Source organism: Deltaproteobacteria bacterium (assembly GCA_020848745.1).
In the GTDB taxonomy this organism is placed as follows: Bacteria; Desulfobacterota; Binatia; order UTPRO1; family UTPRO1; genus UTPRO1.
In genome coordinates, this window is the sequence record JADLHM010000143.1 from 1 (window position 1) to 21,806 (window position 21,806).

The 21,806-nt window shown below is 68.5% G+C and carries 18 protein-coding genes; 14 read left to right on the forward strand and 4 right to left on the reverse strand.

What is annotated here, in order from left to right; all coding sequences use genetic code 11:
- The first annotated feature begins 13 nt into the window (after positions 1-13).
- From rnc to IT293_20475, 5 genes are all read left to right on the forward strand, one after another.
- Positions 14-790 (forward strand): ribonuclease III, encoded by a 777-nt coding sequence (gene rnc, locus IT293_20455; GenBank protein ID MCC6767035.1) that lies wholly within the window; start codon positions 14-16, stop codon positions 788-790.
- Positions 787-1,926 carry a DGQHR domain-containing protein gene (locus IT293_20460; GenBank protein ID MCC6767036.1) on the forward strand — a complete coding sequence of 380 codons (1,140 nt, stop codon included), beginning with the start codon at positions 787-789 and terminating at the stop codon, positions 1,924-1,926. Before rnc ends, IT293_20460 begins: the two co-directional genes overlap by 4 nt.
- A complete protein-coding gene (gene era, locus IT293_20465; protein MCC6767037.1) occupies positions 1,923-2,822 on the forward strand; it encodes a GTPase Era in 900 nt (299 codons plus the stop codon). The genes IT293_20460 and era overlap by 4 nt, the downstream gene beginning before the upstream one ends.
- Before the next feature lie 150 nt (positions 2,823-2,972).
- A complete protein-coding gene (gene der, locus IT293_20470; GenBank protein ID MCC6767038.1) occupies positions 2,973-4,472 on the forward strand; it encodes a ribosome biogenesis GTPase Der in 1,500 nt (499 codons plus the stop codon).
- Between the two features lie 11 nt (positions 4,473-4,483).
- Positions 4,484-5,398, forward strand: a complete 915-nt coding sequence (locus tag IT293_20475; protein ID MCC6767039.1) for a YihY/virulence factor BrkB family protein — start codon at positions 4,484-4,486, stop codon at positions 5,396-5,398.
- 43 nt (positions 5,399-5,441) lie between these two features.
- Here the strand turns inward: IT293_20475 and IT293_20480 are convergent, their stop codons facing one another.
- The gene (locus IT293_20480; GenBank protein MCC6767040.1) at positions 5,442-5,960 is read right to left on the reverse strand and encodes a gamma carbonic anhydrase family protein; all 519 of its coding nucleotides are present in this window, start codon (positions 5,958-5,960) and stop codon (positions 5,442-5,444) included.
- 230 nt (positions 5,961-6,190) lie between these two features.
- Here IT293_20480 and guaB point away from each other — a divergent pair, with 230 nt between their 5' ends.
- Together guaB and guaA are read left to right on the forward strand one after the other, a co-directional pair.
- On the forward strand, positions 6,191-7,651 hold the full coding sequence (gene guaB, locus IT293_20485) for an IMP dehydrogenase (protein MCC6767041.1): 1,461 nt from the start codon (positions 6,191-6,193) through the stop codon (positions 7,649-7,651).
- Between the two features lie 51 nt (positions 7,652-7,702).
- Entirely contained in the window at positions 7,703-9,238 is a 1,536-nt protein-coding gene (gene guaA, locus IT293_20490) for a glutamine-hydrolyzing GMP synthase (GenBank protein ID MCC6767042.1), read from the forward strand.
- An 81-nt stretch (positions 9,239-9,319) separates the two neighbouring features.
- On the opposite strand, the gene IT293_20495 is transcribed toward guaA, so the two are convergent.
- Complete coding sequence (locus IT293_20495; protein MCC6767043.1) at positions 9,320-11,152, reverse strand: hypothetical protein; 1,833 nt, start codon at positions 11,150-11,152, stop codon at positions 9,320-9,322.
- 575 nt (positions 11,153-11,727) lie between these two features.
- On the opposite strand from IT293_20495, the gene IT293_20500 reads away from it, so the two are divergent.
- Positions 11,728-12,120 (forward strand): hypothetical protein, encoded by a 393-nt coding sequence (locus tag IT293_20500; protein ID MCC6767044.1) that lies wholly within the window; start codon positions 11,728-11,730, stop codon positions 12,118-12,120.
- Positions 12,121-12,149: 29 nt separating this feature from the next.
- Here IT293_20500 and IT293_20505 read toward each other — a convergent pair whose 3' ends face one another.
- Together IT293_20505 and IT293_20510 are read right to left on the reverse strand one after the other, a co-directional pair.
- Positions 12,150-12,608, reverse strand: coding sequence for a gluconate 2-dehydrogenase subunit 3 family protein (locus IT293_20505; GenBank protein ID MCC6767045.1), 459 nt, complete (start codon positions 12,606-12,608; stop codon positions 12,150-12,152).
- An 11-nt stretch (positions 12,609-12,619) separates the two neighbouring features.
- A complete protein-coding gene (locus IT293_20510) occupies positions 12,620-14,227 on the reverse strand; it encodes a GMC family oxidoreductase (protein MCC6767046.1) in 1,608 nt (535 codons plus the stop codon).
- Between the two features lie 186 nt (positions 14,228-14,413).
- On the opposite strand from IT293_20510, the gene IT293_20515 reads away from it, so the two are divergent.
- The 6 genes from IT293_20515 (at position 14,414) to IT293_20540 (ending at position 21,801) form a co-directional block, all read left to right on the forward strand.
- Positions 14,414-15,097: an HAD family phosphatase gene (locus IT293_20515; GenBank protein ID MCC6767047.1), complete on the forward strand. Its 684-nt coding sequence runs from the start codon at positions 14,414-14,416 to the stop codon at positions 15,095-15,097.
- Entirely contained in the window at positions 15,094-15,462 is a 369-nt protein-coding gene (locus IT293_20520) for a VOC family protein (protein MCC6767048.1), read from the forward strand. Before IT293_20515 ends, IT293_20520 begins: the two co-directional genes overlap by 4 nt.
- 138 nt (positions 15,463-15,600) lie before the next feature.
- Positions 15,601-19,110, forward strand: a complete 3,510-nt coding sequence (dnaE, locus tag IT293_20525) for a DNA polymerase III subunit alpha (protein MCC6767049.1) — start codon at positions 15,601-15,603, stop codon at positions 19,108-19,110.
- An 11-nt stretch (positions 19,111-19,121) separates the two neighbouring features.
- Positions 19,122-19,838, forward strand: coding sequence for an HAD-IA family hydrolase (locus IT293_20530; protein MCC6767050.1), 717 nt, complete (start codon positions 19,122-19,124; stop codon positions 19,836-19,838).
- A 104-nt stretch (positions 19,839-19,942) separates the two neighbouring features.
- A complete protein-coding gene (gene hflX, locus IT293_20535) occupies positions 19,943-21,271 on the forward strand; it encodes a GTPase HflX (protein ID MCC6767051.1) in 1,329 nt (442 codons plus the stop codon).
- Positions 21,247-21,801, forward strand: coding sequence for a CDP-alcohol phosphatidyltransferase family protein (locus IT293_20540; GenBank protein MCC6767052.1), 555 nt, complete (start codon positions 21,247-21,249; stop codon positions 21,799-21,801). The genes hflX and IT293_20540 overlap by 25 nt, the downstream gene beginning before the upstream one ends.
- Positions 21,802-21,806: the final 5 nt, after the last annotated feature.

Consider the following 21,806-nt stretch of genomic DNA (forward strand, 5'->3'; position numbering starts at 1 on the left):
CCACAAGCACCCGATCGAGGAGCGGCTCGGCTACGAGTTTCGCAACCACGACCTCCTCGACACCGCGCTCACCCATCGCTCCTTCTCGGCGACCCGCGGCGCCCGCAACAACGAGAAGCTCGAGTTCCTCGGCGACGCGGTCCTGGAGCTCGCCGTCAGCGACCTCCTCATGAAGCACTCGCCGCAGCACCACGAAGGCGAGCTCTCGAAGCTCCGCGCCTCGCTGGTGAACGCGCGCATCCTCGCCCAGAAAGCCGCCGCCCTCGGGCTCGGCGAGTTGCTCAAGCTCGGCAAGGGCGAGGAGAAGTCGGGCGGCCGCAGCAAGGAGTCGATCCTCGCCGCCGCCTTCGAAGCCCTGATCGGCGCCATCTACCTCGACCGCGGGTTCGTCACCACGAGGCGCATCCTCGCGCGGCAGTTCGCAAGCGACATCCGGTCGCGCAGCCCGAGCGCCGTCGAGGACTGCAAGACCCGGCTCCAGGAAATCACCCAGAAGCTCTTCAAAGCGACGCCGACCTACACGCTCGTCATGGAGACGGGGCCGGATCACGCGAAGCATTTCGTCAGTCAGATCTCGGTCGGCACCCGCACCTTCGGCCGCGGCGAAGGCCGCACCAAGAAGAGCGCGGAGCAAGCGGCTGCCATGGAGGCCTTGGAGGCGCTGCGCGCGGAAGCGCAGACGGTCGTGCCCCGGCGGGCGAACGTAAGCGAGACGGGAGGACGCGCGGGCGATGACGGCGCCGGCACGTCACGAGCGGCATCGTCCTCCGGAACGAGAGGTCAGCGATGATTCCTGTTCCCGCGATCCGTGTCCGGCAGTTCGGCGTCGACTTCTACCAGGCCGTCCTCACCGGCACCGACGTGCAGAAGCTCGTCCGCTTCGAGGTGCTCTCCTACGACGCCGGCGTCGTCGACGCCGGGATGTCCCAGGGGAAAGGCAAGAAGAAGCGAGCCGCCGCCATCAATTGGGAGCTGCTCGAGAAGCGCATCGCGCGGAGCGCCGAGGCCTACCAGCGCCCCGTCATCCGGAAGAAGATCGTCGAGCTGATCGAGTACTACAACCAGTGCGCCGAAGCGGGGAACCTGCCCGCCATCCCCGGCGCCGTGCTCCTCGTCTCCGAGAAACGGCTCGATTTCAACGCGCTCGGCGGGAACCGCGCCCTCGGCATCCTCCACGTCCCGACCGAGGCGGGCATGCTGCGCGCCCTCGACGGCCAGCACCGCCTGCTCGCGCTGCACCAGCTCGCCGAGACGCGGCCGATCGGCGACGTCCAGGTGCCGGCGGTCATCTTCGACCGGCTCGCGCCCGACCAGGCCGTCGAGATGTTCGTCACCATCAACGCCAAGCATACGAAGCTGAACCCGTCGCACCTGATCAGCCTCGCGGGTCGGCGGCTCTATCCCGACAAGACCCTCGCGACCAGCCACGACATCATCCGCGCGCTCTCCGAGGACGCGGGCTCGCCGCTCCACGGCGAGATCAAGCTCTTCGGGGTCGGCAAAGGCCGGGTCGCACAGGCGCCGCTCGCCGAGGAGCTCAAGAACATCTTCACCTCGGTGCAGGCGCTCGGCGGCCGCGACGCCGACCGCTTCCTCGATCACGCCAAGCGCTTCTTCCTGAACTACTTCAAGCAGATCTCGCACGTCTTCGCGGCGGCGTGGCACGGCCGCAAGTACTCGATCAAGACCGGTATGGCGCTGCGGGCCTTCCTGCGTGTCGTGCCGGACGTGATCGCGGCCGTGAAGGCGAATCGCCGTGACCCGGCCGACGCCAACGCGATCCGCGAGGTCATCGCGCCCTGGGGCGAGACGATCGGCGACTCGCGCTTCGAGACCGAAGCCGAGTGGCGCCAGAAGCTCGCCGGCGGGACGAGCAGCACCGTCGACCAGCTCGCGCGCGAGCTGCGAGGAGCCTTGCGGCGTTGAGCGACCCTGCACCACGGGACCACCGGGCGGGCTTCATCGCGCTCGTCGGACGTCCGAACGTCGGGAAGTCCACGTTGTTGAACCAGGTCGTCGGCACGACGCTCGCCGCCGTCGCCAACAAGCCGCAGACGACCCGGAACCGGATCGTCGGCATCCTGAACCGCCCGCGGGCGCAGCTCGTCTTCGTGGACACGCCCGGCATCCACCACGCGAAGACGCCGATGAACGCCCGCCTCGTCACCACCGCGCGCCAGGCGCTCGGCGATGCCGACGTGGTCGTGCTCGTCCTCGATGCCTCGGCCGGAATCACCGGGGCCGACCGCCACGTCGCCGGCGACGTCCAGGGACGGCCCCACACGGTGATCGCGCTCACCAAGATCGATCTCGTCTCCAAGAGCGCGCTCCTCCCGGCGTGCACGGACGCTCAGGCCCTCCTGTCGAACGCCGAGCTCGTCCCGGTGAGCGGCAAGACCGGCGACAACGTGGAGCGCCTGTGCGAGGTGCTGACGGCGAAGCTCCCCGTCGGGCCGCCGCTCTACCCGCCGGATCAGGTCACCGAGCAGAGCGAGCGCTTCCTCGCCGCCGAAATCGTCCGCGAGAAGGTCATCGCCCAGACGCGCGACGAGGTGCCTTACACGACGGCCGTCGTCGTCGAGGCGTTCCGGGAAGAGCCCGGCCGCAACCTCGTCGTCGTCACCGCCAGCATCATCGTCGAACGCGACAGCCAGAAGGGGATCATCATCGGCGAGCGCGGCCAGCGCGTCCGCGACATCGGCAGAGCCGCGCGCCTCTCGCTGGAGCAGTGCTTCGGCTGCCGGATCTACCTCGAGCTGCACGTGAAGGTGGTACCGGAGTGGAGCAAGAACCCGAGGATGCTCGGTGAGCTCGGGATCTGACGCGCGCGCAGAGGGTCCGCGATGAAGGGACGGGGACGCCTCGATTCCGCGAAGCACGCGACCGAGCGGAAGCGCGAGCGGCGCCGAGGCGGGAAGCCACGGGCCGCGACGCCTCGGCCGCCGAAGGCTCCGCGCTCGCCCGGGGCATCCGTGCCGCGGCCGCGGCGCGACGCCGACGGCGCGCCACGGAATGGCCGCGCCGCGCGGACGGCGCCCGGCGGGGCGGGGTCGGAACAGCGGCCGCCGCGCGCTCCGCGTCCCGAGCGCGCTCCGCGGCGCGAGATCGCGCCCGGCAGCGTCGAGGCGCAGGCGCTCCCGCGGGTCGTGCTCGCGGGCCGCCCCAACGCCGGGAAGTCGTCGCTCTTCAATCGTCTCCTCCGCCGCAGGAAGGCCGTCGTCGACCCGACGCCGGGGGTCACGCGCGACGTCGTCGAGGCCGTCGCCACTTTCGGCGACCGCGCCGTGCTGCTCGTCGACACCGGAGGCTTCGAGGGCGACCACCGCACCGCCGCCGTCGCCACGCCGAGCGCGGATCGCCTCGACCGGGCCGTCCGCGACACGAGCCTCTCCGCGGTCGAGCACGCGGCCCTCGTCGTCTACGTACTCGACGGCAAGTCCGGGCTTTCCGCCGCCGACGAGGCGGCCGCCGCCGAGCTCCGCCGGCGGAGCGTTCCGGTGCTCTTCGTCGTCAACAAGCTCGACTCGCCGGGCCGGCTCGCGCAGGGCTCGGAGTTCTACCGGCTCGGGGCCGACGAGCTGATCCCCGTCTCCGCCGCGCACGGCCACGGCATCCCGGAGCTCGTCGATCGCATCCTCGCGGCGACCCCGGTCGCGTCCGTGGACGGAGAGACGGGCGCCGCCGTCGACGCCATCCGCGTCGCGATCATCGGCCGGCCGAACGCGGGCAAGTCGTCGCTCGTGAACCGCCTCCTCGGCTACGAGCGCGCCATCGTCGACGCCACCGCCGGGACCACGCGCGACGCGCTCGACACGTTGCTCGACGTGGGCGGCACGCGCTACGTGCTCGTCGACACCGCGGGCATCCGCCGCCGCAGCAAGGTCCACGACCCGCTCGAGCGCTCGTCGGTCGGGAGCGCCATCAAGGCGCTCGGCCGCGCCGACGTGGCCGTGTTGGTGATCGATGCCGTCGAAGGGCTCACCACCCAGGACCAGAGGCTCGCCGCGCTGGCGTGGAACGAGGGCCGGGGGCTCGTCCTCGTCGTCAACAAGTGGGACCTCCGCCGCGACGAGAAGCCCAAAGCCTACCTCGAGAACCTCGCGCGCCTCATGCCGACGCTCGAGGGCTTCCCGATGCTGACGATCTCCGCCAGGACCGGCGCCGGCGTCGAGACGGTGCTGCCGGCAGTGAAGCGCGTCGCCGCGGCGCACGCGGCCGAGCTCCAGACCGCGCGCCTCAACCAGGTGCTGATGGAGGCGTTCCGGGCGAAAGAGGCGCCGGCGGTGCGGGGACGCCGCCCACGCATCTACTATGCGACCCAGGTGGGACGCCGACCCCCGACGGTCGTCGTCTTTTCCAGTATCCCCGCAAGCATCCATCCGAGCTACCATCGCTACCTTTCGAACCAGATCGCGAGCGCGTTCCGTTTGAAGGGCACCCCCCTCCGCGTGAGCTTCCGGGCTCGGCACTGACCTCGTCGTCCATGGCGTTCCGCGACACGCTCACCCGCGCCGACCCGTCCGACGACCGCCCGGCCGCCGCTGTCGCCGCTCGCTCGTTCGTCGCAGTCGCGCGGGCGCTCCGCACCGCGGCGACCCGCTTCTACGCCGACGGCTGCCCGACGCTCGCCGCCGCGATCTCGTTCTACGCGCTGCTCTCGCTGATCCCGGTCCTCTTTCTCGTGATCGCGGTCGCCGGGTACGTGATCGGCTCGTCGCAGGACACGTACGGCGCCGTCCTCCGGTGGGTGCGCGAGTTCATCCCGCACCTGAGCGACGACTTCACCCGCAACCTCGAATGGGTCGTGCAGAACCGCGGCCGCCTTTCGTGGCTCGGACTCGGCGCCCTGGTCATCGCGGCGAGCCTCGTCTTCCAGGCGATCGAGTTCGCGCTCGACCGCGTCTTCACCGTCGGCCGCCGGCGCGGCTTCTGGCGCTCGCGCCTCCTCTCCCTGTGCGTCGTCGTCGGCATGGGGCTCGTCATGCTCTTCTCGTTCTACGTCGGCCTGTTGATCCACGCGCTCCGCGCCGACCCGACCCTCGCGCCGCTCGGCCACGACCTCCTCGTACCGCTCGCCAGGGGGCTGCGGGTCCAGTACCTCACGTCGGTCGCCCTCGTCGTCGGCGCTTTCACGCTCTCGCTGCGCGTCTTCCCGCACGCCTACGTCGGCTGGCGGGAGGCGTTCACCGGCGGCTGCATCGGCGCCGGACTCTGGGAGGTCGGACGGCGCATCTTCCTCTGGTACCTGGCGAATCTCGCGCAGTTCTACGTCGTGTACGGCTCGCTCGGCGCGCTCGTCGCCGTGATGGTGTGGATCTACATGTCGGCGACGATCTTCCTCTACGCGGCCGAGGTCGTCGTCGCGCTGCAACGCGCCGAGCACGCGGCCGCCGCGTGATCGCCGTTCGCGTCGTGATCTCCGTTCGCGTGCGGCGGGACGCTCAAGCGATGCCCGCGGCCCGGTACTCGGCGGCATAGCCGACGTAATGCGCCGCCGACGCGCGGAGCGACGCGCGCTCGTCCGCGCGGAGCTCGCGCACGACGCGCGCCGGGTTGCCGAGCACGAGCCGTCCGGGCGGCACCTTCGTCCCCGGCGTCACGAGCGCCCCCGCGCCGACCAGGCAGTCGGCCCCGATCTCGACCCCGTCGAGCACGATCGCCCCCATCCCGACGAGGACGCGGTGGCCGAGCACGCAGCCGTGGACGATCGCGCGATGGCCGACCGTGACGTCGTCGCCGATCGTCACGTCGTGCGCGCCGCCGACGACGTGCACCGTCACGTGGTCCTGGAGATTCGTCCGCGAGCCGATCCGGATCGGCCCGATGTCGCCGCGCACCACCGTGTGGAACCAGAGGCTCGACTCGGGCCCGACGATCACGTCGCCGATCACGACGGCGCTCGCGGCGACGAAGGCCGTCGGGTCGATGCGGGGGGACACGTCGCGGAACGTGGTGATCATGCTGCCGCGCTGCGTATCACGAGCCGCGGGCCGTCCCAATGTTCGCGCCGGCGCTCGGCGCGGCCCGCGCGCTTGTCAGTGCGGGAGACCCTTGTTAGGAAGGGACATGGAAGTCCTCTCCGCCGTTCCCCCACCGCCTCGAAGCCCCGAACGCCCTCGCACGCGCCCGGGGCTTTCGTGTTTCTCGGGTCTCGGCTCGGCCGCGTTGCCCCCCGCCCACGGAGGTCGCCATGGATTGGCGTGAGCTCGAGGAGGGCCTCACCTTCGACGACGTGCTCTTGGTGCCCGCCGAGAGCGAGATCATCCCGAAGGACGCGATCGTCACGACCAAGCTCTCGCGCCACATCACGCTGAACATCCCGCTCGCGTCGGCCGCCATGGACACGGTCACCGAGTCGCGGATGGCGATCAGCATGGCGCAGGAGGGCGGCATCGGCTTCGTCCACCGCAACATGCCGGTCGAAGTACAGGCACGCGAGGTCGAGAAGGTGAAGAAGTCGGAGAGCGGCATGATCGCCGACCCCGTCACCGTCCACCCCGACCAGCGCATCGCCGACGCCCTCGAGGTAATGAAGCAGTTCTCGATTTCCGGCCTGCCGGTCACGCGCGACGGCCGCCTGGTCGGCATCCTCACGCACCGCGACCTTCGCTTCGAGAAGCGGCTCGACCGTCCCGTCTCGGAGGTCATGACGAAAGACAACCTCGTCACCGCGAAGCCGGGTATCTCGCTCGAGCAGGCGAAGGAGATCCTGCACGCGAACCGCATCGAGAAGCTGCTCGTCGTCGACGACGAGCTCCGATTGCGCGGCCTCATCACCGTGAAGGACATCCAGAAGACGACCGATTACCCGAACGCCTGCAAGGACGGGCGCGGCCGGCTGCGGGTCGGCGGCGCGGTCGGCGTCGGACCGGACCGGGAAGCGCGCGTCGAGGCGCTGGTCCGCGCCGGGGTCGACGTGCTGGCGGTCGACACGGCCCACGGCCACTCGAGAAACGTCCTCGACACCGTGCGTGAGGTCAAACGCCAGTGGCCCGACGTGGACGTCGTCGCCGGCAACGTCGGCACGGAAGAGGGCGCCCGCGCCCTCGTGAAGGCCGGCGCCGACGGCGTGAAGGTCGGCATGGGTGTCGGCTCGATCTGCACGACCCGCATCATCTCCGGCGTCGGCATGCCGCAGCTCACGGCCGTGCTCGGCGCCGCGCGCGCCGTCAAGGGCACCGACGTCCCCGTCATCGCCGACGGCGGCGTGCGTTTCTCGGGCGACATCACGAAAGCGATCGCCGCCGGCGCCCACGCCATCATGATCGGCAGCCTCTTCGCCGGCACCGAGGAGAGCCCCGGCGAGACGATCCTCTTTCAGGGCCGCACCTACAAGCTCTATCGCGGCATGGGCTCGATCGAGGCGATGAAGGAGGGGAGTCGAGACCGCTACTTCCAGGGCGACGAGCCCGACATGAAGCTCGTCCCGGAAGGCATCGAGGGCCGTGTCTCCTACAAAGGGAGCCTCGCCTTCAACATCCATCAGCTCGTCGGCGGCCTGAAGGCCGGCATGGGCTACTGCGGTTGCCGCACGCTCGACGATCTCCGCACCAAGACGCGGTTCATGAAGATCAGCTCCGCGGGCATGCGCGAGAGCCACGCCCACGACGTGGTGATCACCAAGGAAGCACCGAACTACCGACTCGAATAGGCGCGAGGATCGCGGCGCTGGCGCCGCGTCTATCACAGCGGCGGGGGGCGCATGATTCTCGTTCTCGACTTCGGCAGCCAGTACACGCAGCTCATCGCGCGGCGCATCCGCGAGCAGCACGTCTACTGCGAGATCCACCCCTACAGCGTCCCGCTCGAGACGGTGCGGAAGCTCGCCCCGGAAGGCATCATCCTGTCCGGCGGTCCGTCGAGCGTGTACGCCGAGGACGCGCCGCTCCCCGACGAGGCCATCCTGGACGCCGGCGTCCCCATCCTCGGCATCTGCTACGGAATGAACGTCCTGAACCACCTCGCCGGCGGCAAGGTCGCGCGCGCGACGCACCGCGAGTACGGCGCCGCCAGGATCACCATCGACGACGCGAGCGACCTCTTCGCCGACATCGCGGAGCTCGTCGACAATTCGACCGTCTGGATGAGTCACGGCGACCGGATGGAGAGCCTCGCCCCCGGATGGAAGGTCATCGCTCACAGCGGCAACTCGCCGATCGCGGCGTGCAGCGACGTCAAGCATCGACGCTGGGGCATCCAGTTCCATCCCGAGGTCCACCACAGCGAGCAGGGCACCATCGTGCTGCGGAACTTCGTCTTCGCCATCTGCGGTGCGAAGCCCACCTGGACCATGGAGAACTTCGTCGACCAGGAGGTCGACAAGATTCGGCGCCAGGTCGCCGACGAGAAGGTCATCTGCGCCCTGTCGGGCGGCGTCGACTCCGCCGTCGCCGCCGCCATCATCGATCGGGCCGTCGGCGCCAAGCTCACCTGCGTGTTCGTCGACAACGGTGTGCTCCGGGCGGGAGAGGCCGAGCGCGTCGCCGAGGCGTTTCGCGGGAGGTTCGGCGAACGCTTGAAGGTCGTCGATGCCCGCAAGCGATTCCTGGACGCGCTGGCGGGCGTCGAGGACCCCGAGGTGAAGCGCAAGACGATCGGCCGGGTCTTCATCGAGGTCTTCGAAGCCGAGGCCAGGAAGATCCCCGGCGTCGCGTTTCTCGCTCAGGGCACGCTCTATCCCGACGTCATCGAGTCGGTCTCGTTCAAGGGTCCGTCCGCCACCATCAAGAGCCACCACAACGTCGGAGGCCTCCCGGAGCGCATGCACCTCACGCTCGTCGAGCCGCTCCGCGAGCTCTTCAAGGACGAGGTCCGCGAGCTCGGCAAGCTCGTCGACGTCCCCGACGAGATCCTCCAGCGCCAGCCGTTCCCCGGCCCCGGATTGGCGATCCGCATCCTCGGCGCGGTCACGGAGGAACGCCTGTTCATCCTGCGCGCCGTCGACACCATCGTCGTCGGCGAGATCAAGGCCGCCGGACTGTACCGCAAGATCTGGCAGTCCTTCGCCGTGCTCCTGCCGGTGAAGACCGTCGGCGTCATGGGCGACGAGCGCACCTACGAGAACGTCATCGCCATTCGGGCGGTGGAGAGCGTCGATGGGATGACCGCCGATTGGGCGCGGCTGCCGTACGATCTGCTCGCGCACCTCTCGAACCGGATCATCAACGAGGTGGCGGGGGTGAACCGCGTCGTCTACGACGTGTCGTCGAAGCCGCCGGCGACGATCGAATGGGAGTAGCGAGTCGTTTCAGAAACGGCCGCCCGACGCGCAAACTCGGTGACGCTCTCCCTTTCGATCGTCCATCTCGCTATACGGAGCTCACTTACAGATCAACGTCGCTTGTGAACTGTTGAACGCGCAGTCTCCAGGCGCAAACGCCGTTTCCCCACAACGTCCTGCTGCGCCGTCGTTTGGTCCCCCGAGCACGACGATTGCACGAAGCGGCTCGTCTCCGCTGACTACCGGGTAGGTTCCTTTGCTTCCCTGAGCCTTGATCGCAACCCGGCCAGGTGCTGTTTTGGCTTTGTCGGCGATCGCCATCTTGGCGATCCCAGCAATCGGATTGCCCGTCGCATCCTTGTACCCCCACTTCTTGCCCGAGCCGGCGAGGCCCCATCCCCGTGTCCCTTTGCCGGCGTATGATCCTCCTGGGAGTCGTACGTCAATGCGCGTCACGCCGCCCGAGTTCTGGACGAGCAGGTGAACCCCCCGAGAGGAAGGATCGAGCGTAGCAAAGAGCGGAGCGCCATCTTGAACGAACTCTCCGGCAAGGGAGAGCTTGTCGTTCAACGGCGTCGTGTCGGTGTTGATCTTGCCCACGATCAGCTTGGCGGGAGGTTTGACGGCGAAATTGCGGGCGCCCGCCACGTTGGTGCAAGGGTCGATCGCGTCACAGGGGCCATCACCATCGGAATCCGCGACGGTCGTGCAGATCGCACCGCAACACGACAAGTTGGTTCCGTTAGCCACGGCCTCGTCGCAGCTCTCGCCGCCATTGGACACGCCGTCGCCACAACTGCCGACTGCGGCAATCGTTCGAACGACGCTGTTCCCGTTGTCGGCGATGAACACTTCGCCGGTCGCGTCGACGGCAACCGACCCCGGACTACAGAGCTGGGCAGCAGTGGCTGGGCCCGCATCGCCGGTGTAGCCGCACGTTCCAATCCCTGCGATCGTCGTGATCAGCCCCGATCCGCCATGCACCAGGAAGACGCGATTCCCCGCTGAGCTTGCGAACACCAAGTTCCCTGCTCCGTCAATCGCGACCCCGAGGGGAACCAACCCACCGGCTGCCGTTGCCGGGATGCCATCACCCACGTAGAGCGTGTCGCCGTTGCCGACGATGGTCGTGATGAGCCCGCTCACCGCGTCGACGCGCCGCACGCGACCGTTGAAAGTATCGGCGATGAACAGGTTTTCGGAGGAATCGAACGCGAGGAACGTCGGGTTGTTTAGCTGTGCCGACGCGGCTGGGCCTCCATCGCCCGAGAAGCCTCCAGGCGCGACGCCAGCGACCATGGTGATGATGCCGGTCACAGCGTCGACCCTCCGCACGCGATTGTTGAACGCGTCCGCGATGAATAGATTGCCTGCGGCATCGACCACGACGCCGCGTGGCCGATTCAGTTGCGCCGCCGTCGCCAACCCCCCGTCGCCGGAAGAGCCCGAAGTGCCGTTGCCAGCGACAGTCGTGATGATGCCCGTTCCGGCGTCCACGCGCCGCACGCGATGATTACCCGTATCGCCAATGAAGATGTTCCCGGTACCGTCCACCGCGACACCGAGGGGTTCGGCGAGCTGAGCTGCGGTGGCGAGGCCGCCGTCGCCACCGAAGCCCAGAACACCGTCGCCCGCAACGGTGGTGATGGTGTTCGACGGATCGACCTTCCGAACACGGTTGTTGGACATGTCGGCAATGAACACGTTGTCCGCCGTGTCCGCAGCGACGGCAAGCGGGCCCGATAGTTGCGCCGCCGTTGCCGGACCGCCGTCACCCGACGTTCCTGACGTGCCAGTTCCGGCGAAGGTGCCGATGTCGTCAGGTCCGGCGCTGACAGTGGCGACGTCGAAGGTGAGCACACTGGCCAGCGCCGCCAACATCACGATGGTGCAGCGCTTCGCCCAGTACGTTGGATGAGGAAATGTCGGCATGGGGAACCTCCGTCTCGGGCAGGAAGGGCTCGGTTGATTCGAGAGGCACAGCGAGATCCTGTCGGCACGCCGTAAACAAGCACCAGAGGCGCGATGCTGAAGATCGGTATCTGTTCGGTGAATCTTTTTTCCACTGCAGCCCTGTAGCGTTGTCGGTGACGGTCCCCTCGCCGTTGTCGACGAAGCGCGGCTGCGCTGGCACAGCCGGGCAGGATCGCGCACACGAACCAGATGTGTCGCTGACAGAACGGGTTCCTAGCACGACCGATCGAGGCGGTGGAAGGAAAATCCTCACTGTGACGAACAGCGATGTCCGACGTCGGACGTTGGTCACGCAGAGAGCGAGCAGACGGCGCAACTGCGCAAATGATCGCCCAAGTAGGGAGGAGCGGCGCCTCCTACCGCCGAAGCGTTCCCCCGCTGCGAGGCGCTGTCGACCTCTTCGAAGGTCGCAGATCACCGGAGTTCGAGGTATCACCGTAACGCAGGCTGGAATCACGAACACGAAGGGGCGCACGCCCAGACCGTTCGTCGGCGCAAACCCGCCGGCGCTCCGGCAGAAGGGTCCCGAGCAAGTGAAAACAATCGTCTTCCTCGTTCTCGTCTACGTCGCCATCGTCGCGGCCTTCGAGTCCCTGATCGGCTTCATCCAGCCGGCCGGCGACGCGACGCTCATCCTCACGACCTTCGAGCCCGACGGTACGGCGCACGACCGCGTGCTCGCGCGCCTCGACACCGACGGGAAGGTGTACGCCTCCGCGAACCACTGGCCGCGCGCCTGGTACCGGCGCGCGCTCGCGAACCCGGACGTGCAGGCGACGCTGGACGGTCGGACGGGGCCCTACCACGTCGTCTCCGTCGCAGGCGCGGAAGCCGAGCGCGTGGAGCGTGAGCATCCGCACAGCATGTGGTTCCGTATCGTGACCGGGTTCCCGCCGCGGCATTTCGTCCGGCTGGATCCGCGTTGACCTCCATCGAACGACGACCGTGGCGCCGCTCAGCACTCCCGGTAGCGCTTGCTCCGCGCCTTGACCGGTGCCAGTAGCGAGAGGTCGTTCTCCGCCACCAGGTATCCCTTCGGGTGCGGCGGCCGCGGCTCCATGCCGATCGCCTGCAGCACAGCGTCCTGCTGGTAGTAGCCGACGTACGTGTGCGGAACGAGCGCGTAACCGAAGCCCTGCGTCGCGACGAGCGCGGCGCGCTCGGCCTCGGTGCACTCGACGAACGGCCGCCCGTGCTGCACGCCCGCCTGCGCGTCGAGATCGCGGAGGCCCTCGACGACCATGGCGCGGAGATCGGGAAGGGAGCGCAGCACGTTCTCGACGTGGGATGCGACACCGGCTGCGCCGCCGCCGGGCAGGCGGCCGTCGGCGCTCGGCGGGATCAGCGCGTCGAGCACGCACGCGAGAGCGCGATGCTGGTCGGCGTTCAGGTCGGAGGCGGTGGTGGCGGTCACGATGCGTACCCTCAATCGAACAGGTTCGCGAGATTCTTCTTCATGGTGTCGGCGACGTAGAGCGCGAGCGCCTGGATGGTGTTGGTCGGATTCACGCCCGCCGACGTCGTAAAGATGCTGCCGTCGATGACGAAGAGGTTCTTCACGTCGTGAGCGCGGCCCCACGCGTTCACGACCGAGGTCTCCGGGTCGGCGCCCATGCGCACGGTCCCCATGAGGTGCCAGCCGGCGAACGGGAGCGGCGCCTGCACCATGAAGTCGGTCGCGCCGGCCGCGGCGAGCACTTCCTTGCCGCGAGCGACGGCGTGCTCGAGCATGGCCTGGCTGTTCTCGGAGAGCCGGTAGGTGATCCTCGGCGCCGGGATGCCGTCGGAGTCCATGATCTCGGAATCGAGGGTGACGGTGTTCGTCTCCTCGGGAAGGTCCTCGCAGATCGCGACCATGCCGGCGTTTCGGTCCCAGAGCTCGTCGAAGGCGCGATGGTGGCCCTCGCCGTGGGGCATACGGCCCGCCGTGAGGCCGATCATTGCGGTCGAGACCGGACCGAAGCCGCGCAGCATCTCGAACGAGTAGCCGCGCGCGAAGCCCCGCGACCGATCGGTCTCGTAGAACTCCTGGCTGATGATGCAGCAGCCGGGAGGCCCCTTGTAGCCCTCGAGGCGCTCGGGGAAGAGGCCGGTCACCAACGCGTACGGATGGAACATGAGCCGCTTCCCGACGAGGCCGCTCCGGTTGGCGAGGCCGTCGGGGAAGGCCTTCGAGCGCGAGTTCAGCAGCAAGCGCGGCGTGCCGACCCCGTTGCACGCAACTACGACGACGTGCGCCCGCTGGCGGCGCTCGACACCGGTCGCGTCGAAGAAGACGACACCGTCGGCCATGCCGTGCTCGTCGACGGTGATCTCGCGCACCCGGCAGTGGGTCTCGACACGGACGCCCTTGCGGATCGCGAGCGGCCAGTAGGTGACGTCGGTCGAGGCCTTGGCGCCCTGCGGGCAGCCCATGAGACACGTGCCGGCGTTGATGCAAGCGGCGCGGCCCTCGTACTCGGCGGTCGTGATCGCGCTGTCGGACGGCCACCAATGCCAGCCGAGGGCGTTGAAGCCGCGCGCCAGTGTTTCGCCGAGCTTCCCGAGGGGCACCGGCGGGAGCGGCACCCGCTTGCCGGGCGGATACATCGGATCGCCGCTCAGCCCCGAAACGCCCATCATGCGCGCGTTCAGGTCGTACCAGGGAGCGAGCGTCGCGTAGTCGATCGGCCAGTCGTCGCCGACGCCGTCGAGCGTCCGCACCTTGAAGTCCGACGGGTGGAAGCGCGGGAAGTGCGCGGCGTAGAGGATCGTGCTGCCGCCGACCGCGTTGAAGTTCGAGATCTGGATCGGCGAGCCCGCGTCGTTGACGGGATAATCCTCGCGCCGGCCGCGGACGTTCGGCGAGAACGCGAAGTCGCCGAACTGGCGCGCTTCCCAGTCGGCGCGCAGGCCCGGGTAGTCGTCGCTCTTCATCCAGCCGCCCTGCTCCAGGCAGAGGACGTTCATCTTGGTCTCCGCCATGCTCCATGCGAAGGCGGCGCCGGCGGCGCCGGCACCGATGATGAGAACGTCGACGGGCTCGACCGACATAGGGTCACGCTGCCTACCACGTGGCGCCCGCGCCCACCAACCTGGCGACGAGAGCCTGCGGCGAGAACGGCCCGATTCAGCGCCGGGCGGCCAATCCCCCCGGCCTCGACGACGCTCCCGCGCATGTCCCGGTCGAGCCCGGGGGGCTCAACTCGCGTGCGCGGCTCTGCTAGACGCCTCCGTTCCGTGACCTCGACCCCGATCATCACCGCGCTCGTCTTCGACATGGACGGGCTCATGCTCGACACCGAGCCCATCTACCGCGCCTCCTGGCAGCGCGCCGCGGCCGAACTCGGTTGGGAGATCACCGACGAGGGCTACGAAGTCTTCCTCGGCCGCCGCACGGAGGATGCCGAGGCGGATCTCGTCCGCATCTTCGGCCCGACGTTCCCGATCGACCGCTTCCACGTACGCTGGCCCGCCCTCTGGCACGAGATCGCGGCCGCGGGCCTCACGGTGAAGCCCGGCGTGCGAACGCTCCTCGCCCTCGCCGCGGAGCGCGGACTGCCGCTCGGGCTCGCGACCTCGACCGAGCGCCGGCTCGCGACGCGCACCCTCGGGTACGGCGGCCTCTCGACGGATCCCTTCCGCGTCGTCGTCACGGGCGACGAGATCGCGCACGGAAAGCCGGCACCCGACATCTACTCGGAAGCGGCGCGCCGGCTCGGCATAGCGCCCGAACGCTGCGCCGCATTCGAGGACTCCGACGCCGGCACGTTGTCGGCGAGCCGCGCCGGCATGACCACGTTCCAGGTGCCGGACATGAAGGCACCGTCGCCCGAGGCGTGCGCCGCCGCTTACCGCGTGCTGCGCTCGCTCGAAGAAGTCCCCCCGCTGCTCATCCCCCTCATCACAAGGAGAGACCCATGATCGGCTACGTCACCCTCGGCACCAACGATCTGCAACGCGCCGCAGGCTTCTACGACGCGCTTCTCGGCGAGCTCGGCGCGAAGCGCGCCATGGAGATGGAGAGATTCATCGCGTGGGCAACCGCCCCGAACACGCCGATGATCGCGGTCATCGAGCCCTTCGACAAGAAACCGGCCACCGTCGGCAACGGCGTCATGGTCGCCATCATGGTGGACAGCGAGGACAAGGTGCGCGCCCTCCATGCCAAAGCCGTCGCGCTCGGCGGCAAGGACGAAGGCGCCCCCGGCTCGCGCGGCCCCGGCTTCTACGCCGGCTACTTCCGCGATCTCGACGGGAACAAGCTGAACGCGTTCGTCCTCGGCTGACCGGGAAGCGGCGCAGCTCCCGCCCGCCGCGGGGGCTGCGCCGGGAAAAAATACTTGCGCGCCGCCGCGGCGAGGCGCATGCTCCCGCTCCATCACGAAGCCCGGTGCGGCGTGACGAAGGAGGGCTAGGGGCGGTTCATGAGCTTCGTTCATCTCCACCTGCACACGCAGTACAGTCTCCTCGACGGCGCCAACAAGATCGCGAACCTGATCCCGCAGGTGAAGAAGCTCGGGATGCCGGCAGTCGCGATGACCGATCACGGCAACATGTTCGGCGCGATCGAGTTCTACAAGACCTGCGTCGCGAACGCGGTGCAGCCGATCATCGGTTGCGAGGTCTATCTGGCGCCGCGCGGCCGCGCCGAGCGCGGCCCGCAGCAGCGCGCCGACGACTACGAGGCGGGCGGCAACTTCCACATGATCCTGCTCGCCATGAACATGCAGGGCTACAAGAACCTCTGCAAAATGGTGAGCCTCTCCTATCAGGAGGGCTTCTACTTCAAGCCGCGTATCGACAAGGAGCTGCTCCGCGAGCTGAACGGCGGGCTGATCGCGACGAGCGGCTGCCTCTCGGGCGAGATCAACCGCGCCTTCGCGGCCGACAACTACGCGCGGGGGCGCGAGCTCGCGACCGAGTATCTCGAGATCTTCGGTGACCGCTACTACCTCGAGATCCAGGACAATCACATCCCGGTCCAGAACACGTGCAACCAGATGCTGAAGGAGCTCGGGAGGGATCTCGGCATCCCGCTCCTCGCCACCAACGACTGCCACTATCTGACGAAGGAGGATGCGCGCGCTCACGAGGTGCTGCTCTGCATCCAGACCGGGAAGACGCTGAACGACCCGGCGCGCTGGAAGTTCGACACGGACCAGCTCTACGTCAAAAGCCTGGACGACCTGCGCGAAGCCTTCAAGGACGTTCCGGAGGCGATCGAGAACACGCTCGAGGTCGCGAAGCGTTGCGACCTCGAGCTCAAGAGCCACGACTACGAGTTCCCGGCCTATCGCACCGACCGGGGCGAGACCCTCGATCAGCGGCTCGACAAGGCGGCGCGGACGGGCTTGGAAGAGCGCCTCGCCGCCGGCTGCGGCGTCGGCAAGGAGCCCATCACCGGCGACGCGGCGCAGCCCTATTGGGACCGGCTCGAGTTCGAGCTCCAGAGCATCAACAAGCTGCAGTTCGCCGGCTATTTTCTGATCGTCTCCGATTTCATCAATTGGGCAAAGGGAGCGGGCATACCGGTCGGACCAGGGCGAGGCTCCGCGGCGGGCTCGCTCGTCGCGTACGCGCTCCGGATCACCGACCTCGATCCGCTACCCTACAAGCTGATCTTCGAGCGCTTCCTGAACCCGGGCCGCAAGTCGATGCCCGACATCGACGTCGACTTCTGCTACGAGCGCCGCGAAGAAGTCATCCGCTACGTACGCGAGAAGTACGGCGAGGACCGCGTCGCCGGCATCATCACGTTCGGGACCCTGAAGGGGAAAGCCGCCATCAAAGACGTCGGACGCGTCCTCGAGTTCTCGTACGGCGAGACCGACAAGATGGCGAAGCTCTACCCCGCGCCGGTCCAGGGAAAGGATTACCCGCTCGAGAAGGCGCTCAAGATCGAGCCGAGGCTCGGCGAGATGCGCGACCGCGGCACCGACCGCGAGCGCGAGCTCTTCGACTACGCGTTCCGGCTCGAAGGCCTCATGCGGCACGCCTCGCGTCATGCCGCCGGCATCGTGATCGCGAACCGGCCGCTCTCGGAGTACCTGCCGCTCTTCGTCGACAAGGAAGGCGCGGTCCTCACGCAGTACTCGATGAACGACGTCGAATGGATCGGTCTCATCAAGTTCGACTTTCTGGGCCTGAAGACCCTGACCTTTCTCGCCGACGCCGTGGCGATCATCCGCGCCCGCCGCCCCGAGGCGCACGACCTCGATCTCGCGAAGCTGCCGCTCGACGACCCCAAGACCTACAAGCTCCTCGCGAAGGGCGACACCGTCGGCATCTTCCAGATGGAGTCCGGCGGCATGCGGAAGATGATCACCCAGCTCCGGCCGAGCCGCTTCGAGGATCTGATCGCCGCGCTCGCGCTCTTCCGGCCCGGTCCGCTCGACAGCGGCATGGACCAGGACTTCATCAAGCGGAAGCACGGCAAGGAGAAGATCGTCTACGATCACCCGCTCCTCGAGGGCGTGCTGAACGAGACGTACGGCACGATGATCTACCAGGAGCAGGTCATGCAGATCGCCCAGGTACTCGCCGGCTACTCGCTCCAGGACGCAGACAATCTCCGCAAGGCGATGGGCAAGAAGAGGCCGGAGGAGATGGACAAGGAACGCGACCGCTTCCAGAAGGGAGCGGTCGGGCAGGGCATCAAGGCGGAGCTCGCGGCGCGCATCTTCGAGCAGATGGAGAAGTTCGCGGCATACGGTTTCAACAAGTCCCACAGCGCGGCCTACGCGCTGATCTCCTTTCAGACCGCGTACCTCAAGGCGCACTACCCGACGGAGTTCATGGCGGCGCTCCTCTCCCTCGAGATGGGCGACACCGACAGCACCTACAAGAACATCGCCGAGTGCCGGACCCACGGCATCGCGATCCTGCCGCCCGACATCAACGAGAGCGGCGAGAGGTTCACGGTGACGGCGCCGCACGGCGGCACGAGCAAGGGCATCCGCTTCGGCCTCGGCGCCGTGAAGGGCGTCGGGTCGAAAGCAATCGAGATCATCCAGAAGGCGCGGGACGAGGGCGGCCCGTACAAGGACCTCTCCGACTTCTGCAACCGCGTCCGCGGCCAGCAGATCAACCGCCGCGTGCTCGAGTCGCTGATCAAGTGCGGGGCCTTCGACTCCCTGCATACGTCACGCGCAACCGTGCTTTCGGAGGGCGAGATGGGCGCAACGTCCTATCTCGACCGCGTGATGCAATGGGCCGCGACCGCCGGCGAGGCGGCCGGGCAGATCACGCTCTTCAAGCTCGACAGCGTGGCGCCGCCGAAGCCGCCTGCCAACGTGGCGGAGTGGACCGACAAGCAACGCCTCTCGGCCGAGAAGGAGACCGTCGGCTTCTACATCACGGGCCACCCGCTCGATAAGTACGACAACGACCTGCGTCGCCTCGTGAGCGCCGCCATCGCCGACCTCGGCGGCCGGCAGAACGGCGAGCAGATCAAGGCGGGCGGCGTCGTCCACACGCTCAAGCTCAAGAACAACAAGAAGGGCGACCGTTACGCGACCTTCAACCTCGAGGACAAGAGCGGCACGATCGAGGTGATCGTGTGGCCCGAGGCCTTTCGCAAGTACGAGCCCCGCATCGTCTCCGACGAACCGATCTACGTCGCCGGCAAGCTCGAGGTCGGCGAGGATCGCTGCCAGATCATCGCCGACGAGATCGGCGCGCTCGCCGACATGCGCTTCAAGAACGCGAAAGAGATGTGCCTGGTCTTCCAGGAAGGTCTCACTCCCGAGCGCGCCGAGGCGCTGTCGCGGACGCTTCAGGCGCACCCCGGGAACCGCGCCGTCACCCTCCAGGTGATGGACGACGACCAGAGCATCGTCGCCAATGTGCGGCTCCCGAAGTTCAAGGTGTCGCCGAGCGAGAAGCTCGCCGACGCGGTCGAACGGCTCGGAGCCCGTATCAACTACATCCAGTAGACGTATCGAGGATGGCGATCGACACCGTCTTCCTCGACGCCGGCGGCGTGCTGGTCTTCCCGAACTGGCATCGCGTCGCCGAGGCGCTCGCGCGCCACGGCCTCGCGACGACCGGAGAGGCTCTGGCCGCCGTCGAGTGGCGCGCCAAGCACGAGGTCGACACCGGCGCCGCGGGGCAGTCCGACCTGGTGCGTGGCTGGCTCGTGTTCGGCCGCGTCTTCGCGCACGCGGGCGTGACCCGCGGCGGCGCGATCGATCCCGCCGTCGCCCGCGCGATCGATCGCGCGATCGGCGACCTGCAGCGGTACCACGCGGACCACAACCTCTGGGAACGCGTACCGCCGGACGTCGTCCCGGCGCTCCGGCGTCTGCGTGCCGCTGGCCGGAAGCTCGTCGTCGTCTCCAACGCCAACGGACGCATGCGAGCGGCGCTCGATCGGGTCGGCATCGGCCCGCACGTCGACCTCGTGATCGACTCGTTCGAGGAGGGGGTAGAGAAGCCGGATCCTCGGATCTTCACACGCGCTCTCGATCGCGTCGGCGCACGACCCGCCACCACCCTGCACGTCGGCGACCTCTTCCACACCGACGTCGTCGGCGCACGCGCCGCGGGGCTCCGAGCCATCCTCCTCGACATGGCCGACCTCTACCGCGATGTCGATTGCGAGCGCGTGCGGTCCCTCGCCGAGCTCGCCGACCGGCTCGACGGCTGGCCCTCGCGTCCGTAGGGAAAGGCGCCGACCGGCGGCGCGCCCGCTTCCGCGCGCGACCCGTGCGGCATCGCGAACCCGCCGGTTTCGTTTCGCACGATCCCTATGTCAGGATGCCCACGATGAAGGGGGGCACGCGGGACGTCGGACGACCGATCGAGCGCGCGGTGCTGGTCGGGGTCGATACCGGCGGCCCGCGTCAGGACGGCGCGAGCATCGGCGCGGACGAATCGCTGCGGGAGCTCGAGCGCCTCGCGCGGACCGCAGGCGTCGAGCCAGCCGCGATCCTCCACCAGAACGTGCGTCAGATCAGCCCCGCAACGTACATCGGGAAGGGCAAGGTCGAGGAGCTGACCGAAACCGTCAAGGCGCTCGGCGCGTCGACCGTCCTGATCGACGAGAACCTGTCTCCGGGGCAGCAGCGCACGCTCACCGAGCGCATCGGGGTGAAGGTCCTCGACCGGAGCCAGCTCATCCTCGACATCTTCGCGGCCCGCGCGCGGAGCCTCGAGGGCAAGCTGCAGGTGGAGCTCGCGCAGCTCGAATACATGCTGCCGCGCCTCACCCGGGCCTGGACCCATCTCTCGCGCCTCGGCGGCGGCGGCGTCGGCACGCGCGGCCCCGGCGAGACGCAGCTCGAGGTCGATCGGCGGCGCGTGCGCGAGAAGATCGTGCGCTTGAAGCGCCGGATCGCCGAGGTGGAACGGACGCGCGAGCTCCATCGCAAAGAGCGCGCCGACGTACCCTACGTGACGATCGCGCTCGTCGGCTACACCAACGCGGGGAAGTCGACGCTCATGAACGCGCTCACCGACGCCGGCGTCCTGGTCGAGGACAAGCTCTTCGCGACGCTCGATCCGACCGTGCGCCGGCTCGATCTGCCGGGCGGCGAACGCGCCCTCCTGGTCGACACGGTCGGCTTCATCCACCGCCTGCCGCACCAGCTGATCGAGGCGTTCAAGAGCACCCTCGAGGAGGTGCGCCGCGCCGATCTGCTCCTGCACGTCGTCGACGCGACGAACCCGGAAGCGGAGCAGCAGATCGCCATCGTCGAGCGCGTCCTCGACGAGATCGGCGCCGGCACGACCCCCACGATCCTCGCCTGGAACAAGATCGATCGCGCGGGAGAGGGTGCGGCGCCGCCGCGGGACGTGGCGGCGCATCCGCAGATCGTCGGCGTCGCCGCCATCTCGGCCGCGACCGGCCGGGGCCTTCCCGACCTCCTCGCGGCGATCGAGCGCCGGCTCGACCGCGAACGGGTGCGGATCGAGGTGACGATCCCCGCGAGCCGCGGCGACCTGCTCGCGTGGGTGCACCGCGCGGCGAAGGTCGTGCACGAGCACTACGAGGACGGCGCGGCGCGGGTGACAGCGCTCGCGAGCCCGAAACTCGCGGGGCAGCTCCGGAAGGAGCTCGAGGTGACGGCGTGCTCAACGTCCCCAACGTCCTGACGCTCGTCCGCATCCTCACGATCCCCGCGTTCCTCATCCTGCTCACGAATGGGCGGCCCGGGATGGCGCTCGCGGTCTTCGTCGCCGGCGGCATTACCGACGCGCTCGACGGCGCGATCGCGCGCCTCACGAACACCAAGACGGAACTCGGCGCGATCCTCGATCCGCTCGCCGACAAGCTCCTCTTGTTGAGCTCGTTCTGCGTGCTTGCGCTCATGGATCTCGTGCCGAACTGGCTCACGGTCCTCGTGCTCTTCCGCGACGTCTTCCTCCTCGTCGGCTACTTCTTCCTCTTCGTCTTCACCGGCGAGTGGATCGAGGTGCGCCCAAGCGTCGTCGGCAAGGTGACGACGTTCTTCCAGCTGGCCTCGGTCACGATCGTGCTCGTGAGCGTTTCCTGGCCCGAGGCGATTCCGCCGCCCGCCCGCCTCATGCTCTTCGTCGGAGCGGCGACCTTCACCGCGCTCTCGGGACTCCAGTACATGGCGCGCGGCCTCCGGTGGCTGAGCGTTCGCGACAGCGACGGCTGATCGCC

What these genes read in the sequence shown, in the direction of transcription:
- IT293_20460 (MCC6767036.1), top strand. Translation starts at nt 787, where the DNA reads ATGATTCCTGTTCCCGCGATCCGTGTCCGGCAGTTCGGCGTCGACTTC.
- IT293_20475 (MCC6767039.1), top strand. Translation starts at nt 4,484, where the DNA reads ATGGCGTTCCGCGACACGCTCACCCGCGCCGACCCGTCCGACGACCGC.
- IT293_20480 (MCC6767040.1), bottom strand. Translation starts at nt 5,960, where the DNA reads ATGATCACCACGTTCCGCGACGTGTCCCCCCGCATCGACCCGACGGCC.
- guaB (MCC6767041.1), top strand. Translation starts at nt 6,191, where the DNA reads ATGGATTGGCGTGAGCTCGAGGAGGGCCTCACCTTCGACGACGTGCTC.
- guaA (MCC6767042.1), top strand. Translation starts at nt 7,703, where the DNA reads ATGATTCTCGTTCTCGACTTCGGCAGCCAGTACACGCAGCTCATCGCG.
- IT293_20495 (MCC6767043.1), bottom strand. Translation starts at nt 11,152, where the DNA reads ATGCCGACATTTCCTCATCCAACGTACTGGGCGAAGCGCTGCACCATC.
- IT293_20510 (MCC6767046.1), bottom strand. Translation starts at nt 14,227, where the DNA reads ATGTCGGTCGAGCCCGTCGACGTTCTCATCATCGGTGCCGGCGCCGCC.
- IT293_20520 (MCC6767048.1), top strand. Translation starts at nt 15,094, where the DNA reads ATGATCGGCTACGTCACCCTCGGCACCAACGATCTGCAACGCGCCGCA.
- dnaE (MCC6767049.1), top strand. Translation starts at nt 15,601, where the DNA reads ATGAGCTTCGTTCATCTCCACCTGCACACGCAGTACAGTCTCCTCGAC.
- IT293_20530 (MCC6767050.1), top strand. Translation starts at nt 19,122, where the DNA reads ATGGCGATCGACACCGTCTTCCTCGACGCCGGCGGCGTGCTGGTCTTC.
- hflX (MCC6767051.1), top strand. Translation starts at nt 19,943, where the DNA reads ATGAAGGGGGGCACGCGGGACGTCGGACGACCGATCGAGCGCGCGGTG.